Annotated in this window: 11 protein-coding genes; 3 read left to right on the forward strand and 8 right to left on the reverse strand. The window is 58.8% G+C overall.

The genetic code is table 11. The features are described 5' to 3' along the window. The coding region (locus B3520_RS06115; protein ID WP_286875652.1) for a YchJ family protein at positions 1-249 on the reverse strand (249 nt) is incomplete at its 3' end. Positions 250-503: 254 nt separating this feature from the next. Here B3520_RS06115 and B3520_RS06120 point away from each other — a divergent pair. Then, complete coding sequence (locus B3520_RS06120; protein WP_286804515.1) at positions 504-3,326, forward strand: insulinase family protein; 2,823 nt, start codon at positions 504-506, stop codon at positions 3,324-3,326. 79 nt (positions 3,327-3,405) lie between these two features. Here B3520_RS06120 and B3520_RS06125 read toward each other — a convergent pair whose 3' ends face one another. The 5 genes from B3520_RS06125 to B3520_RS06145 all read right to left on the reverse strand — a co-directional run bounded on the left by B3520_RS06125 (position 3,406) and on the right by B3520_RS06145 (position 10,697). After that, on the reverse strand, positions 3,406-4,650 hold the full coding sequence (locus tag B3520_RS06125) for a GGDEF domain-containing protein (RefSeq protein ID WP_286804531.1): 1,245 nt from the start codon (positions 4,648-4,650) through the stop codon (positions 3,406-3,408). A 199-nt stretch (positions 4,651-4,849) separates the two neighbouring features. After that, entirely contained in the window at positions 4,850-5,959 is a 1,110-nt protein-coding gene (locus B3520_RS06130) for a rhomboid family intramembrane serine protease (protein WP_286804514.1), read from the reverse strand. Next, positions 5,959-6,546, reverse strand: a complete 588-nt coding sequence (locus B3520_RS06135; protein WP_123637366.1) for a hypothetical protein — start codon at positions 6,544-6,546, stop codon at positions 5,959-5,961. The genes B3520_RS06130 and B3520_RS06135 overlap by 1 nt, the downstream gene beginning before the upstream one ends. 202 nt (positions 6,547-6,748) lie before the next feature. Further along, positions 6,749-9,025 (reverse strand): ATP-dependent DNA helicase, encoded by a 2,277-nt coding sequence (locus B3520_RS06140; protein WP_286804513.1) that lies wholly within the window; start codon positions 9,023-9,025, stop codon positions 6,749-6,751. Then, on the reverse strand, positions 9,018-10,697 hold the full coding sequence (locus B3520_RS06145) for a VRR-NUC domain-containing protein (protein WP_286804512.1): 1,680 nt from the start codon (positions 10,695-10,697) through the stop codon (positions 9,018-9,020). The genes B3520_RS06140 and B3520_RS06145 overlap by 8 nt, the downstream gene beginning before the upstream one ends. Positions 10,698-10,882: 185 nt before the next feature. Between B3520_RS06145 and B3520_RS06150 the strand changes: the two genes are divergently transcribed. Beyond that, positions 10,883-13,957, forward strand: a complete 3,075-nt coding sequence (locus tag B3520_RS06150) for a glycoside hydrolase family 15 protein (RefSeq protein WP_286804511.1) — start codon at positions 10,883-10,885, stop codon at positions 13,955-13,957. Between the two features lie 28 nt (positions 13,958-13,985). On the opposite strand, the gene B3520_RS06155 is transcribed toward B3520_RS06150, so the two are convergent. Both B3520_RS06155 and B3520_RS06160 read right to left on the reverse strand, forming a co-directional pair. Further along, entirely contained in the window at positions 13,986-14,540 is a 555-nt protein-coding gene (locus B3520_RS06155) for a hypothetical protein (RefSeq protein WP_286875654.1), read from the reverse strand. Further along, a complete protein-coding gene (locus B3520_RS06160) occupies positions 14,527-14,889 on the reverse strand; it encodes a hypothetical protein (protein WP_123637362.1) in 363 nt (120 codons plus the stop codon). The genes B3520_RS06155 and B3520_RS06160 overlap by 14 nt, the downstream gene beginning before the upstream one ends. 215 nt (positions 14,890-15,104) lie before the next feature. On the opposite strand from B3520_RS06160, the gene B3520_RS06165 reads away from it, so the two are divergent. Further along, the gene (locus B3520_RS06165; protein ID WP_286804509.1) at positions 15,105-16,217 is read left to right on the forward strand and encodes an efflux RND transporter periplasmic adaptor subunit; all 1,113 of its coding nucleotides are present in this window, start codon (positions 15,105-15,107) and stop codon (positions 16,215-16,217) included. Positions 16,218-16,317 lie beyond the last annotated feature (100 nt).

Genomic DNA, 16,317 nt, shown 5'->3' on the forward strand with positions numbered 1-16,317 from the left:
GCCGTTGGTGTCGCTGCCGAGCACCGATAACCCCACCCAATCCGGGCTATCTCTCAAGTCCAGGTGCTCGGGGCGGGTTGACGGGTGCCAGGTGGCCATCAGGTAATCGGTCTTGTTCTGCACAAAGGCACTGAACCGGGAGCGCATCAGCGCCTCCGGCGTGGGCGCCGGCGCTCCGCTATGGTACTGGCCGCAGCACTCTTTGTAGGTTGCTTGGCTGCCGCAGGGGCAAATTGGGTGGTCACTCATAGATCATTTTCCGGGTCATGCCACCGTCCACGATAAAATCCTGCCCCGTGATGAAGGTTGCCTCTGTGGATAGGCAGGAAAGAGTGTCAGCATCAATTCAAATGGTCAATATCCAGTGTTCCAATACATAAGTCGATTGGCCAAGCACTCTTATCTGCGCTAGAGTGTCATTGTGACTATTACGGTCACCGCAGGGATGGCATCTGATTCTACCCTGTCGTGACAATAACAATTCATCGATAGAAGGACTTGGTATGGCTCGCTTCTCCTCTTACCACCCTATTCTTCCGAGTATTTCGGTTTTTCTGTTCGGCCTGATTGCTCTGATTGGACTCTCCTCGTGCAGTTCTACGCCTCCGGCGCCGGGGTACGTGCCGGTCATCAAAAGCAAGCAGGATCCACGGCAATACCGCTACCTGGAGCTTGATAACGGACTTAAAGTCATGTTGATTCAGGCGCAGGAAAGCGAGTTGTCTGCGGCGGCTTTGGCGATTCCCGCGGGCATGTATCAGGATCCGCCGGAGTTTCAGGGCCTGGCACATTATCTTGAGCACATGCTGTTTCTCGGCACTGAGAAGTATCCCGAGGCCAACGCGCTGCAGACTTACTTGAGCGAAAACAGCGGTGGCTCCAATGCCCACGTAACGACCGATCACACGGCCTATTACTTCCAGATTCCGGACGACTACCTGGACGGGGCGCTCGATCGTTTCAGTGACTATTTCCGTGCGCCACTCTTTGATCGGGAATACAGCGAGAAGGAGCGTCATGCTATCAACAATGAATGGTCTATGGGGAAAAGTCAGGACCCGAGAATACTGCATCGGCTGCGGGGGCTCACCGGCAATCCGGAACACCCGCTGAACCAGTTGGGCGTCGGCAACCTGGAGACCTTGCCTGGAGGCGATAGCGGCCTTTACGAGGCAATGGTTGATTTCTTTGAGCGCTATTACGGCCCATCGGTGATGACCTTGACCCTGATTGGCAAGCAGGATCTCGATGAGCAGGAGGCCCTGGTGCGCAAGCACTTCAGCGACCTGCCCCGGCGCGATGCGGAGCGCCCCAAGGTGGCCGTCCCAGGTATTACTGATACTGAACGTGGACAGCATATTTACTACCGGCCCCAAACGGAATTGCGTCAGCTGCATCTGGAGTTCGGTATCGAAAACAACGTCGACCAGTGGCATAGCAAAGCCAATCACTATGTGGCAAACATCCTGAGCTCCGAAGAACCCGGTACACTCAGTCACTTTCTGAAGGACCAGGGTTGGGCCAACGATGTGGGCGTCGATGTGCAACCCGATTTTTTGGGGGGCGATGGCCTGCTCCGTCTGACCATCAGTACGACCAAGTCGGGCATGGACAATCGTGACCAGGTTATTGGTGCGGCCCTCGCCTACATTGAGCAGGTCCGCCGCGAGGGCGTGACCGAAGCTTACTACAACGAATACAAGCGACAGGCTGACCATCGCTTTGCCTCCCAGCAACCCCCTGCCCCGCTCAGGCATGCGATCCACAGCAGCATCCGTATGCAGACCTTCAGTCCGCAGTACATCAATGCGCTGGACGCGGAATTTGGCCCCTATAATCCCGATGCGATACAGGCGGTGCTGGATCAACTCAACCCAGAAGCCGTGAGAGTCTGGCACATCAGCCAAGGTGAGTCAGTCGATACGGACATTCCGCACATGTCTGGCCAATACGCAGTTCGCGCCATCACTGAGAACCAACTTAAAACCTGGCAGAAGCACGGAGAGACCCTGGTGTTGAATCTGCCACCACTGGTCCAGTGGGCAGACGCCAGTGAGGATGAGGTGGAGCACGATATTCAGGCATTTACCCAACTTGTCGACGAACCGGCCCTGGACGTCTGGTTTCGTCACGCCACACACCATCAAAACGGTCAAGGTTATTTGCACTATGTCTGGAACACGGATCTGGGTGTCACGGATGCCCGACACTTCGTCCTGGGCTGCCTGCTTAATGGCTTGTTGATTCACCAAAACTCCCATGTCGCCAGCCGGGCCGGTCGAGAAGGAATCCACGTGGCCTTCGACCGCTCGGACAGCAATATGCAAAATCTGACTATTCACGGGCCGGTGAAGGGCCACCCGGAATTGGTAGCGGAGCTTATGGAGAACTTCAGCACACTGGAGTTCAACAAAGACCAGTTGGATCAACAGCGGGATAACCTGGCGCGGTGGTTGCGAAGTGAAGCGAAAAACGCCCCCGGTCAGCAGACCATGCGCTGGCTGGGCCGGACCATGCAGGCGTTTGACTGGGATATTGACGCCTTCCTGACCGAAAACGAGTCCATTACGGTTGAGGACGTCCGCGCCTACTACCAGCAAGTGAAAGAGACCAGTACGCTTCGGTTGTATGCTTTCGGCCATTACCTGCCCGAACAGGTTGAAGCCATGGCTCGTCAAAGTGAAGCGGCTCTGGGGCCCGATCGTCGTCCAGGCCCGATTCACGTGACCGAAACCATCAATTTTGGCCAGGACGACGCCTTTGATATACATCGCGACGTGGACCATACCGATGTTGCCTGGCTGCGCGCCTGGATACCCGGCGTGCCGGAAGATGAGCGAACCACTGCATCAGCGTCTTTGAAATTGCTGGGAATCCTGAGCCATCAGCCCTTTTTCATTCAGTTACGAACGGAGGAACAATGGGGCTATTGGGTGCAGACCGGTGATACCTGGGCAAAGAACTACCCCGCCTTTATCGCATTGGTGCAAAGCTCAGAACGGTCCCTTCCCGATATCGAAAACCGCGTAGAGCGCTTTATGCGGGAATTTGATGAAACGCTTCAGGCTGTGAAGCCTGCGGAATTTGAGCAGATGAAAAGCGGATTGCTCCAGCAATTCCGTCAGCCACCCAACGATTTTATCAGCGAAGCCAGTCGCTACCGTCACGACTTCTATCGCAATGACGGCAACTTCAATACTCATCTGGAAATGGCTGACTTGATTGAGTCCACCTCACTGGAAAAGGTCCAAGAGGATTACCGTCGCTGGATTCTGGGCGACGGATCCGGTTGGATCACCTTGCAAGCACAGGGCGCAACCCCCTGAACGCAAAAGGGCGAAGGTGCTACAGCCTTCGCCCTTTTGCTTTTGACTCCCGACATTTCATAGGATTTGCCAACAGATATCAGGCAACGGCGACCTGGTCCCGTCCGCTATTTTTGGCCTGGTACAGAGCTGTATCCGCCCGTTTGAACAGCGCGCTGATGCCTGTGCCGCTGACTTCTGACACACCGATGGAACAGGTCACCACATAACCTTTGCCCAGCTCGGCCTCCCGGGCGGTTCGGCACAGATCGTCGGCAAGCACTTTTGCGGCCTTGGCGGATGAGCCTTTGCAGACCACCACAAACTCTTCCCCTCCCCACCGGGCGGGAATGTCGCTGTGTCGGCAACGCTCACTGATCAGTTGAGCGAAGGCTTTCAGAATCCGGTCGCCTTCGTCGTGGCCATAGCGGTCATTGATCGCCTTGAAGTGGTCCAGGTCAATCATCAGCACGGAGAAAGGTAGCTGCGTTTTCTTGTAGTCTGCCACCGCTTCCTGGAGGTGCGGGCGAAGGCCCGCGCGGTTGTATAGCCCGGTCAGGGTGTCATGGGTTGCCAAGTCTTCAAACCGTTTGCTTTTCAGGTCGAGCAGTCGATTGACCGCCCGGAGCTGTTCCGTTTCAGCGTGTTTCGCTTTGGCTTCACGGCTGTAACGAACCGCACGATAGGAAAAATACAGTAACGCCAACAGCATCCAGGCCCAGATCAGGCCTCGATACAGGGCATTGGCGGAAATCCACTTTCCTCTCAACTCGGCGTGATGGAGGATGAGGCTGACTTTCCGGGGGATCGAGCTGTCACCCGTGGAGAGCACCAGATGACGGACGTTGGTCAGTTGCGGTGTGGTCTGTTCAGCGGGTAGATCGCTGGCGTACACCCACCAGGGGGGAACGTAGAATTCGTCCAGTTTCAGCGTGTAAGAGTGCCTGTCCTCGCGCGGGTTGATCACCTGCTGATTGCTCTTGTACGGAAACCAGACCTGGTCGTCGGGCGCAAAAAAGTGATTGAGGTAAATGCGCAGACTGTCGCGGGTCGACGACTGATGTGACAGATCCAGATGCAAGGTGGTGTACTGCGTGAGATCCACGCTTTGGTCTTCGGGGTTTAGGGCGGTAAACAGATTGCAGAACGGATAGGTAATGGCGGTGCGTATTTCGCACTGCATGTGGTAGGCATCATTCTGCTGGTAGTGAACGATGGAGTTGCCGTTCTCGGAGCGATCATCCTCCACCCAGCCGGGATTACCGTTCTCCGAGGCAATGGGCATGACCAGATTCATCCCCCAGTGCTGCCAGGCCATGAGGCCAACACTGATGAGCGCGAACATCAGAGCCACAATCTCCACGCCGAACCCTGTGCCAGCCCGGCGGAGTAGCCCCTTTGGTGTGTGGGTGCCTTGCGTCATACGTTATTTTAATAATGGGTGTGATTAACGCCGATCGTCGCGGACTCCGGCAATCATGTGGCCAAAATGGCACATTTATCATCATAATGCAAGGTTTGAGCTCCCCGTGCCCCGGTGACGGTCAGCTGATGTGTTTTGTGCGCCGCAACTTCACCTCTGGTTGGCTGAGCCAGTTCAGCAGCGGATTGTTACGGAGGACCCAAGGGTACAGCAGCCACCCCACCAGAATGCCCGCCAGGAAGCCACCCAGGTGCGCCATGTAGGCGACATTGCTCTCGCCCATGATCATCCCGACAATATTGGTCAAGCTCCATACCAGAAAATACCAGTGGGGCGCGACTTTAAACTGCAGGACCAGAATCATTACCGTAAGGCTGGCGCGCCTGAACCACATCATATACAGGCCAAACAGCGCGGCAATGGCACCACTGGCGCCTACCAACAATAGCGGCCCTTGGGAGCTGTCAAAAAAGACCAGTTCGGCCAACGCAGCGAGAACGCCGGCTCCCAGGTAGACGCCCAAGTATCGCCAGTGCCCCAATACATCCTCGATATTGTCGCCCACCACCCAGAGGAAATACATATTGCCCGCCAAGTGTAACCAGCTACCGTGCATAAACTGGTGGGAGAGCAACTGACCGAGCTGCCACTGAGTGGGTGCATCGGAGTGTAGCCCGAGATAGAGGTAGAGCGTGTTTTCCCACTGGCCGTTCAGTTGCCCGGCGACAAACAGCAAGATGCAGATCGCCATCATGGCGTAGGTTACCCAGGGCGTGCGGTGAGGTTTGAGGTTGTATTCCACCGGCATGCCGGTGAGAAACTGAAACACCATGGAGCGCCAGGTCAGCTGTTTCGACAGGGTCGCCAAGGCACTGTTCAGCTGCGGCGATTTCAAGGCCAGCTCGACCTCCGGCTGGTCCAGCCATACGCCGTCACAGTCCGGGCAGCAGTCAACCTCCACTTCGTACTGCTCCAGCATGTAAAAGCGTTCCATGTTGACATCGCAGCGACGACACAATCGCCCCCCTACCCCAATTCGCTTTCCGAGACTCTGTTCGTGGTCGTAAACGCTGATGTTGTCGTGTTTGTGGGCGATCGCCTGATTCAGCGCCCCATCTTCAAACCATACACCGAGACAGCCATCGCACTGCATGACCGCCTGACGGCCGACGCGGGATTCCAGTAGGGTCTGGTGAAAACAGTTGGGGCAGCGATGCAGTGTAGAGGGCATTAGTGGACGTCCATTCCGGCTTGTTGAAGGTGTTGTTTCAGGGTCGAGGCACTATCCCGAAGGCCCGGGATGGTATCGTCAAGAATCGGTTGTGCGGCTTCGCGTAACTGCTCCGCACCGTATTGGGCACCGATCATTCGGTTGCTCAGGCGGTGATAGATCGATGGCACTTCCCGATAGAACCGCTGAGTGCTACTGAGGTAAATACTGGGGGTTTCAAGCGTGGTTTCGGACTCACCCATAACGGTCCAGACGTACTGATCAAGCGTCAACGGATTCTGTTCAAAGAAACTATGAGATTGAATTCCGCCATCAAGACTCTCCGCGTACGCCTGCACCAGACGGGCATTCGCTTCCAGTTCATTGGCAAGTGATTGGCGCAGGTAGTAATTGCGCTCCAGACGGGTCAGTTCATTGAACTGAATGGCGACTTTCATCCCTTCGGATGAGGCGAGGTAAACACCCAGCACGGTGGCCCCGATCATCAGAAACTGGCTGAACCAGAAGCTACCGTGGCGAAGTTCGCCGGGGGTCAGCGGGTTTGAAAGACGCGATGCGAGGCGGCGGAACACGGTCCTTATGGGCACGAAGGTACTCCTACGAAATTCTTTGGCGCCGGGAATTGTGCCAAACTGAGCGGATATTGCCAATCGTTTGAGTTAATGTGTGATGGTGGTCACGAATGGAGGGGGTTGTCGGATTACGCTTCGCTAATCCGACCTACTTGATGCCACTGGAATCTTTCTCGTAGGTCGGATTAGCCGCAGGCGTAATCCGACAAGCTCGCCTTTAGCGTTCCAGCGCCCACCACTCGGGTAACAAACGGCGAATCCGGGGCTGGGCGAAACGGTCGTCGATCAGGTGTATCACTCCCGTGTCATCCTCTCCCCGGATCACCCGGCCGGCGGCCTGCACCACTTTACGCAGGCCGGGATAGAGGTAGGCATAATCGTAACCCTGACCAAATTGTTCCTCGAGGCGCTGCTTGAGCTCGTTATTGATCGGGTTCATTTGGGGTAATCCGAGCGTTGCAACAAAGGCGCCGATCAAGCGTTTTCCGGGCAGGTCGATACCTTCGCCAAAGGCGCCACCCAGGACCGCAAAGCCGACGCCGCTGCTGTGCTCGTTGAACGCGGCAAGAAAGTCCGCGCGAGCGGCTTCGTTCATTTTCCGTTCCTGTGCCCAGGTGGGTACTTCGGGATGATGTTCGCGCAGATGTTCGTGCACCTGTTGCAGATAGTCGTAGCTGCTGAAAAAAGCCAGGTAGTTACCGGGCTGCTGCTCGTACTGCTCGGCAATCAGGTGTGCGATGGGCGCAATGGACCGGGCGCGATCGTGGTAGCGCGTGGACAGGTTGCGGTGCGTATGGACGGTGAGCTGTTCGGCTTTAAACGGAGATTGCATGGTCATGGCCACGACCGTGTCGGGCAGTCCCAACAGGTCGCAGTAATAACCGGCGGGGTTAAGGGTGGCCGAAAACAGGGTGGCACTGTGTGCGCCCTCAAAGCGTGGTTTCAGTTGCGCGGCGGGAATCAGGTTGCGTAGCTGGATCACGGTGCCCTTGCGCTTGCCACCCTTCGCGCTCGGCGGTGGGCGCCATTCGATATCACACAGGAAGTCGCGCTCATCAAACAGCTCCGCGATGCGCAGAAACTGCAGCGCGTCGAAATAAAATCGCATCAGCTCGCTGTCGAGGGCAAAGGGGTGCTCGGCCAGATAATCGGTTATCGCCGCCGCGGTCAATTGCAGTTGACCGATCAGCGGCTCCGGCGGTTCCGTCTGCAACACCAGATCCTGCTCCTCCGGCAAGGCGCGATTGAATTCATTCCAACTGCGATGGAGCGACTCCAGTCGGGACTTCAAGGCCTTGGGGGCCTGTTTTTTGGTGCGCCGAAACCGGTGTTGGTCCAGCGCCGCGGAGTACATGCTTCGGGCGCGCTCGATCAGATTGTGGGCTTCGTCCACCAGCAGTGCGGTGCGCCATTGGTGGGTCTGCGTCAGGGCGTAAAGCATGGCGCTCTGATCGAAGTAATAGTTGTAGTCGCCAATGATGACATCGCTCCAGCGAGCCATTTCCTGACTTAAATAATAGGGACACAGATCGTGGGCCAGGGCAATATCCCGCACGCGAGCCTGATCCAGGCAGCGCTCCCGGGCGGCGGCCTGCCGCGCTTCGGGCAGACGATCGTAAAACCCCTTGGCCAGTGGGCAGGAGTCGCCGTGGCAGGCTTTATCCGGGTGCTCGCAGGTTTTCTCCCGCGCGACCAGTTCGAGCGTTCTCAGCTCCGGCAGGTCCAGCGTCTGTAAGGCGTCCAGAGCCAACTGACGGCCCGGGGTTTTCGCCGTGAGGAAAAAGACTTTATCCAGTGACTGCGTCGACAACGCTTTGATCAGGGGGAATAGCGTCCCCAGGGTTTTCCCGGTGCCCGTCGGCGCCTCCGCCAGCAGGCAGCGACCGGTGGCGGCGGACTGATAAACCGCTTCGGCGAGGGGCCGCTGGCCGGACCGAAAATCGTGGTAGGGAAACTGAAGTTCTTCGGCGGACAGGTTGCGCCGCTCCCGGTGTGCGAGCTCCTGCTCGGCCCAGAGGATGAACGCGTCGCATTGAGCCTCAAATTCGGCCTTCAGATCCTCCGCCGACCAGTGTTCGGTCAGGTGGTGTTCCTCCTGCCGAACAATATCGAAATACACCAGGGCCAATTCCACCGACTCGAGCCCCTGGGCTGCGCACAACAGAGCGCCGTAGACTTTGGCTTGCGCCCAGTGCAGCGCCCGGTGATTGTCGGGAATCAGATTGAGATTACCGCGAAAGGTTTTGATTTCCTCCAGGCGGCCTTGCTCGGGGTCATAGCCGTCCGCCCTGCCCCGCACCGTCAGGTTTTGGTATTCGCCTTTGAGGGTCACCTCCGCCCGGTAGTGGTCCGGGCGGCGACGCGTCACCCAGAGGTGACCTTCCATTCCCTCCCGGGCACTGGGTGACGGGGTAAAACGCATGTCCAGGTCGCCGCGTTTAGCGGTGAATTCGCACAGGGCGCGAACGGAAACCGTATAGGTGGTATCAGTCATCCGCCGACTCACTCCAGCGGACGTAACAGACGGACACGGGCATCTGGTGTTGCCTGAAAAACGCCAGCCAACGCTTCTGATTGTCCTGCAGGCGATCCCCGGGGCCTTTGACTTCAAGCAGGTGATAGCGACGCTCATCGGGCCAAAATTGGATCAGGTCCGGCAGGCCGGCGCAGTTGGCTTTGAGGTCCTGCAGGAAACGCTGAAAACACAGAGCCAGATGTTCGGCGGGAATGCACTCCAGGGCCTGGGTCAGCTGCTCTTGGTCGAGGGCGCCCCAGGCGACAAAAGGGGACTGTCGTCCGGCCTTGCGCTCAAAGTTGTCGAGAATGGTCTGTCGGTACGCGCCGGTGGTCAGCTGTGCCATCAAGGCGTCGAAACGGGCCGCGCGGCGCTCGACAAAATCCGGCCAGTAAAGATCCGCCGGCCCCCGCTGAAATGGATGGAAGAACGCCCCCGGTAAGGGCTCGAAGATGGCATCCCACATCAGCAGGCCGAACAGGCCGGTCAGCAGGGTATTTTCGGCGTAGTACACCGGCGTTTCCGGGGTGGTCAGGTATGCCGCCACGGCGCGCTCCACCGATGGGTCCTGGGGCAGGATCAAATGGACCTCGGGCACTTCGGGCGGCGCTGTCCGGCGCTGACGCTCTCCGGTCAGGTTGCGTTTCAGTCGCGGCAGCAGCCGTTCCAGTTGTTGCCGCTCGGCCTCGCTTTCGGGCGCCTTCTGTGCCGCCTGGGCCAACTCGAAGGCGGTTTCATGGTGCCCCAGGCGTTCCAGCACCCGGAGTAGTCGACCGCGGGCACCGGGATAGGACGAGCGCTGGTAGCTGTCCCGGGCCCGTTCCAATTCTCCGGTGCGCTCCCAGTGGCGCGCCATTTTGAACAACAGGCGGTGATAGTGGCGGGCCAGCCAGGGTTGCTCCTCTGGTTCCGGCGGCAACTGTTCGAGAACCGCTTCCGGCGACTCATCCTCGTGCCACTGCTGGCGGCATTCGAGCAGTTGCCAGAAGGTCTCTAACTCGGTGCGCTTATGCACCGGACGGGAGCGCTCATCAAAGGTCACGGGTTCGTACTGGTACAGACCCAGCTCGGTCAGGACAAACTCGGACCAGCCCTGATAGCCGTTGCCGAAAAACAGCCAGCGCAATCGATCGCATTGGGGCATGACCGTCAATTGCACCAGGGCCTGTGGCGCCAAGCCCCAGATCGACGCCGGTCTCGGCTCTAAATCCTCTGGCTCCAGCTCGCCCCTGAGCCTGTCGAGGGCTTCACTCTTGCGGGCCGTTGGCGGTATACCCTGGGCCTCCAACCGGTTTATAAATACGGTTTTCAACGAAGACCAGGTGAACAACCGGAATAAGGTTTCCAGGCTGATCTGCGGGTCCTCAACCAGCCATCCCAACTGCTGCAGTGGGGCGGACGCCTTGGAGAAGGGTTCAAGCTCCGGGTACTCGAGCGTTTCCGGCCGGAACAGGTCCCCTTTGCGCATCACCATGCGCACCAGCAGGCCACGACTGGCCTCGGGCAGCGCCAGGGCCTGGTCGATAAAGGCCAGTTCGGCCGGCGGCAGCAGGTCGCCGTAGCGCTGTCGCACCCAGCCGAGTACCCACTCGAAGTTGCGCAGGTAGTAGAGCGGATCGTCCAGCGGTGCGGGTGTAAAATTCAGTGTCACGGATACCTCAGTGAAACTCTTGCCCCGGATCGGGTCGGAGCGGCTTGGGCACGGAATATGCTGTGTTTACCCGGTGCGTGTCAATTAGGCCCGGGGATGAAAAATTGTCATATCAACGGTTCAGTTCTACTCATATAATGACAGCATGCTCCCCTTGCCTGCTCAACGCGGTGTAAAGCAACCCTATGAAAAACAAGTCAGTATTGAACCAGCTGTTTCAGGATATCGATACGGTGATCCTCAGCCGGCAACACCCGGTCACCGGGCTGCTGCCGGCCAGCACCAGTGTAAACCATCACGGAGACTACACGGACGCCTGGGTGCGGGATAATGTCTACTCCGTTGTCTGTGTCTGGGCCTTGGGTATGGCTCTGCGCCACGCCGGTGACCGGGACCGTAGCGACCAACTCGAACAGGCGACCATCAAGCTGATGCGCGGACTGCTGCAATCCATGATGCGTCAGTCGGACAAGGTCGAAACTTTCAAGTCGTCCCTCGACCCGTTGGATGCATTGCACGCCAAATACGATACCGCCAGTGGCCTGACGGTGGTGGCCGATGACGCCTGGGGTCACTTACAGATTGATGCCACCTCCCTGTACCTGCTGATGCTCGCCCAGATGACCGCCTCGGGCCTACGGATTGTCACCACCTTCAGCGAGGTGGATTTTGTACAGAACCTCGTTTATTACATCTCCAGCGCCTACCGCACCCCGGATTACGGCATCTGGGAGCGCGGCAACAAGATCAATAACGGTAAAACTGAAATCAACGCCAGCTCGGTGGGTATGGCAAAGGCCGCGCTCCAGGCGCTGGACGGTTTCAACCTGTTTGGTCCTACCGGGCCCAAACGGGCCACCATTCATGTGGTGGCCGATGCCATTTCCCTGGCGCGCACCACGCTGGCGTCTCTGTTGCCCAGAGAGTCGGTTTCCAAAGAGGTGGACAGCGCGCTGCTGAGCATCATCGGCTTTCCCGCCTTTGCGGTCAGCCGGGAAAAACTGGTCACCCGGACCCGGGATGAAATTCTGGGTAAACTCGGTGGCCACTACGGCTGCAAGCGGTTTATCTGGGATGGTCACCAGACTGTGCTGGAGGAAACTTCACGCCTGTACTACGAGCACTCGGAACTGGCGAACTTTGAGCATGTTGAGTCCGAGTGGCCTCTGTTTTTCACCTATCTGTACATTCAGGCGCTGTTCGACGGCAATGAATCCACCGCGCAACACTATCGGGACAGGCTGGAATCCCTGATGGTAAACGTGGATGGCATCGGGCTGTTACCCGAGCTGTATTATCTGCCGGACGATCGGGTCGCGGCGGAAAAGAAACAGCCCGGTTCCCAAGAGCGGGTGGCCAACGACAATGTACCGCTGGTCTGGGCCCAGAGCCTGTATTGGACCGGCCTGATCATGCACGAAGGGCTGCTGGAGCCGGATCATCTGGACCCACTGTCACTGCGTCGGCGAGCCACCAAGTTCATCAAGTCGAACATCGCCTTGGTGGTGCTGACCGATAATGAAGTGACCAAAGGCATTCTCTCTGAGCACGGGGTGATCGCCGAAACGCTCCAGGAAATTCAGCCACTGATTGCCCTGCCCGCCCCCGAGCTGGTCAAGGCCTATGGCCAGGTTGGCGCCAACCCGGCACTGAAGTTGACAGGGCGTCCAGCCCGACGCCTGCAGAGCCTGGCCAGTTCCCAGACTTATCAGATCAACGGCAAGGTCTATTTGACACTCTCCTGGCTGCAAAGCGAAGAGGAAGATTACCGCCTGTACGATGCTCAGTGGTTCAGCGAAAGCCTCGCCCAGGAAATCGAGCATATTCGCAAGCACTGGATCAATCAGGAAGTCGCCGTTTTCACCTTATTGATGACCCACGAACTGTGTCAGATGCCTCAGATCGAGTCGTTGTTCGAAGCGATTCGCTCCCTGCAGTTGCGCACCGAGCATGACCATGTCGGCTATGCCTCGGCCAATCTGGCCTATCGCGCTTCTCGCGTGAATGCCCTGAGTATTCGGGATGTTGAGTTGGAACCCCTGGCACCTCGCGATTGCTCGCGCTGCCTGGATCAGTGGGACGACCTTGCGCCGGAAGCCCAGACCATATGGGATTCTCTGACCCAGCTACCGGAAATCGAGCTGCAAAAGCAGCTCGCCGGTTTTCTTCACAAGCGTGACCTGGACGCCCTGGTCGGCCAGCATGATGGCGAGCCGGTGACTTTGCAGCAGTGGCTGGAAATGCTCTACCGGCGAACACGGGAGCTGAATCAATGGCTGATGGCCCGCTACTGTTTCGCGGCACTGAATCGTTTTCACAGCGATCTCGCCGGTAGTCTGTCGGTGCTCGCCATGCGTCACCTATTGGTGGTGCTGGGCGACAAAAAGCACGAGTTCATCGTGAGTGCCCAACTGAGCAATGACGAGCTGATGGCGGGTGTATTGCGCACTTATAACGACCCAGTAGAGCGGACCCTGGCCCAGGAAATGCTCGCCCAGATTGGCACCCTGGTGCGCACGCGTCCGGAGCTGTTCGACGGGCTGCGCTCCATTCATCTGCACAATTTCATGCAACTGTGCCTGCGCCAGGGGCGAATCAGCGATGACTACTGTTCTCTGGATGAGTTGGGCGTGCTGCCGCCGTCGACCGTGACGCAGCGGCTGATTGACATACTGACCTACCAGCGGCGGATTTTCACCGAGGAAGTCCAGTTAAGCAAACCCGAGCCCGGTGCCCTGCCGCGCAGCGCCGCCGAGCAGTTCCATGCGCTGGACGCGGACTGGTTTGAATGGCGTCTGGCGCGCGGGCTGGTGACACGGCTGGACAATGATTTTCTCAAGGCCATCTGGCAGAGTCTGGCGCACGCCGTCACCCTGGAATTCGGCGACCGGGACAGTGAGGAGTCAACGCTGGAGTGCGAGCTGGTGCGCAGTTCCATGACCTCGGGCGAGGAAAGTTTTGCCCAGTTGATTGACCGTCTGACCCAGCAGTTGCATCCGGCCTACTACAAAACGGCGGTGGTGGAAGCGCTGTCGGCCTTCACTCATTACTGCGAGGCGAATCCCGAGGCCTATTTTGAGCAGCCGGTCGTGTTCAGTCAGGTGCTGGAAGCGGCGGCACGGCAGTACGTTGCAGAGAAGGATCACGCCAAACCGGGCACCCGGGATATTGATAATCTACTGGAGCAGTCGCCAGAGGTCTTGCAGAGCTATGTGAATCAGGTTCTGGCGGAACTGGACAGCGCCACCCAGCCTGCCTGACAGGCCGGGGTGGCACCCAAGTCACCCCTTAGCGGAATACATCATCCTCATCTTCGGCGTAGTAGCGCCCCGGGGTGATATCGGAATAGGTCAGGTGCTGGGCCTTGAGTCGATCGACGTCGCGCGCGATTTGCTCGATCATTTCCCGGGTTTCTCCCCGGGTGACCGCTTCGCGCATGGCATTGCCCCAGATGGACAACTGCCGGGTACGCACCTTGCGGGTCTCGGCATCCTTCGACCATTCACTGGCGATGAAACGCCCGGCCTCGTACAGCTCCGCTTCGAGCTCGGCGCGCTCGTCCGGATCCTCCACTTCGGCCAGAATGTCCGGCACCAGGTCGCTCCAGCCCTGCGGATAGAGCTTCCAGCCTTCATAGAAGCGGGTAATCCAGACCAGATACTCCTCCCGGGACTGGACCGCCTGATTGCGCTCATCCGCCGCGTACAGTGCCTCAAAATCCGAGCGGGGCGGTATGTCTTCGGGCCAGGCGTTGCGGCTCACATCCGGCTGGAACAGCGCGCAGCCAGACAGCACGCCGAGTACCAGGGCGATGACCAGCCCCTTGGCGCTATGAGCGATCATGGCGGTCGCTCTCGGAGGAGGATTTATCAACGGAATAGTCACCCTCGATCACATTGCCCCGGTTGCCGGAGCCGGGACCATGGCCACCAGCTCGCCGGGCGGCCTGCTCAGCCTGGGCGCGCATCTGTTCGGTGCGCTTGCGAAAGCGCCGGCGCAGCAGCGGCATGGCCAGCCAGCCCACCAGCAAAAATACCAGCGCTATGACCAGGCCAATAAGCATCAGAAGGCCAAACACCACCCAGGCCAGAAATAGCTTGGGGCCTCGCCACCGAGAGCTGGACTGGGCCTTTTCTCGCCATTGTTGGGCGGCGCGCCAGGCGGCGTTCCGGCGGTCGTACTGATCGTTCATACTGCGTATTCCGTAATTCTGGTACCAGGGTGCGGAGGACTGGCCCTCGACGGCGCCACAGCGCCCGCACCGGGAAGCATACCCTAGCATAAAGCCGAGCAAAACGCCCCGCTCTGCGCGGGTTTGACGACAAATCTTAACGCGGTGGATATTTGCGCCGCTTCCCTCAGACGGTATGCTGGATCGCATCGAAGGAACTCAGGAGACAAACCGGTATGACTATGATCGCCTCCCCTCGCCCATTGTATGGCCTGTTACTGCTTCTGGCGGCGTCCTGGACCTCGGCCCAGGAGCCGCCCAGAGTCGAGGCGGTTCGGGTGGTTGAGCGGCCGGTCATCGAAACGGTTCCCCTGACCGGCTCGGTTACCGCCGAGCAGCGATCGCTGCTCTCGCCCCAGGTGGCCGGGCTGGTGTCCCGGCTGGCCGTGGATGCCGGGGACAGGGTCGAGGCTGGGGATCTGCTGCTGGAGCTGGATTCCGAGCTGGTCAGTATCGATCGGGATCAGGCCGCCGCAGACCTTGCCAGCGCCGAGGCGCAGTGGGCCGACAGCGAGCGGCAGCTCAATGAAGCCCGATCGCTGCGCGATGGCGCCATTGCCGCCAGTGACATTCGGCGCCTGGAAGCGGAGGAGCGGGTCAGCCGGGCCAATCGCGATGCCGCCCGGGCCCGACTGAATCGCCTGGAGGCGGAACTGGAGCGACACCAGCTCAGAGCGCCTTTCAATGGTGTGGTCAGCTCTCGTCAGGTGGATCTGGGCGAGTGGGTGTCTCCCGGCAACCCGCTCATGGAGCTGGTGGCCAGTGCGCCACTGCGGGTGCATTTCCAGGTGCCCCAGCGGTACTTCCCGAGGGTCAGCGAACAATCCAGCCTCTCCCTACGGTTTGACGCCTACCCCGACACCGAAGTCATCGGACGGGTGCATCGCAAGGTGCCACTCAGCGAGACCGGCGCACGAACGTTTCTGTTGCGCGTGACACCGCCCGACGATGCACCGGAGTTGATTCCCGGCCTGTCCACCTCGGGGCTTCTGGAGCTCAATACCGACCGTACCGGGCTCGCGGTACCGCGTGACGCCCTGATCCGCTACCCGGATGGCCGGGTCAGTGTCTGGGTGATTACCGAAGCGGAACAGGGGCAAGTCAGCGGTGTACGCGAGCAACAGGTCACTCCGGGAATCAGTGCCTCTGGTTGGGTGGAGATCCGCTCGGGTCTTTCGTCGGGCGATGTGGTGGTTACCCTGGGTAATGAAGCCTTGCAGGAAGGCCAAAACGTTGTCCCCGAGCGCATTGCAGAGAGTCACGCGAATGACCAGGGAGGGAGTCGCTGATGTTTTCCTGGGTTGTTCGTCACGGCATTCTGGTCACTGTCACCGTTCTGATCATCTGCGTACTCGGTATCCTGGCCGCGCTGCGCATTCCGGTGCAGAT

Origin of the sequence: Marinimicrobium sp. UBA4509 (genome assembly GCF_002388575.1) — a bacterium.
Lineage (GTDB): Bacteria > Pseudomonadota > Gammaproteobacteria > Pseudomonadales > Cellvibrionaceae > Marinimicrobium > Marinimicrobium koreense.

Bases quoted from the DNA above. Each gene is read 5' to 3' on its own strand.
- B3520_RS06155 (WP_286875654.1), bottom strand. From the start codon at position 14,540: ATGATCGCTCATAGCGCCAAGGGGCTGGTCATCGCCCTGGTACTCGGC.
- B3520_RS06150 (WP_286804511.1), top strand. From the start codon at position 10,883: ATGAAAAACAAGTCAGTATTGAACCAGCTGTTTCAGGATATCGATACG.
- B3520_RS06125 (WP_286804531.1), bottom strand. From the start codon at position 4,650: ATGTTCGCGCTCATCAGTGTTGGCCTCATGGCCTGGCAGCACTGGGGG.
- B3520_RS06165 (WP_286804509.1), top strand. From the start codon at position 15,105: ATGACTATGATCGCCTCCCCTCGCCCATTGTATGGCCTGTTACTGCTT.
- B3520_RS06140 (WP_286804513.1), bottom strand. From the start codon at position 9,025: ATGACTGATACCACCTATACGGTTTCCGTTCGCGCCCTGTGCGAATTC.
- B3520_RS06120 (WP_286804515.1), top strand. From the start codon at position 504: ATGGCTCGCTTCTCCTCTTACCACCCTATTCTTCCGAGTATTTCGGTT.
- B3520_RS06130 (WP_286804514.1), bottom strand. From the start codon at position 5,959: ATGCCCTCTACACTGCATCGCTGCCCCAACTGTTTTCACCAGACCCTA.
- B3520_RS06160 (WP_123637362.1), bottom strand. From the start codon at position 14,889: ATGAACGATCAGTACGACCGCCGGAACGCCGCCTGGCGCGCCGCCCAA.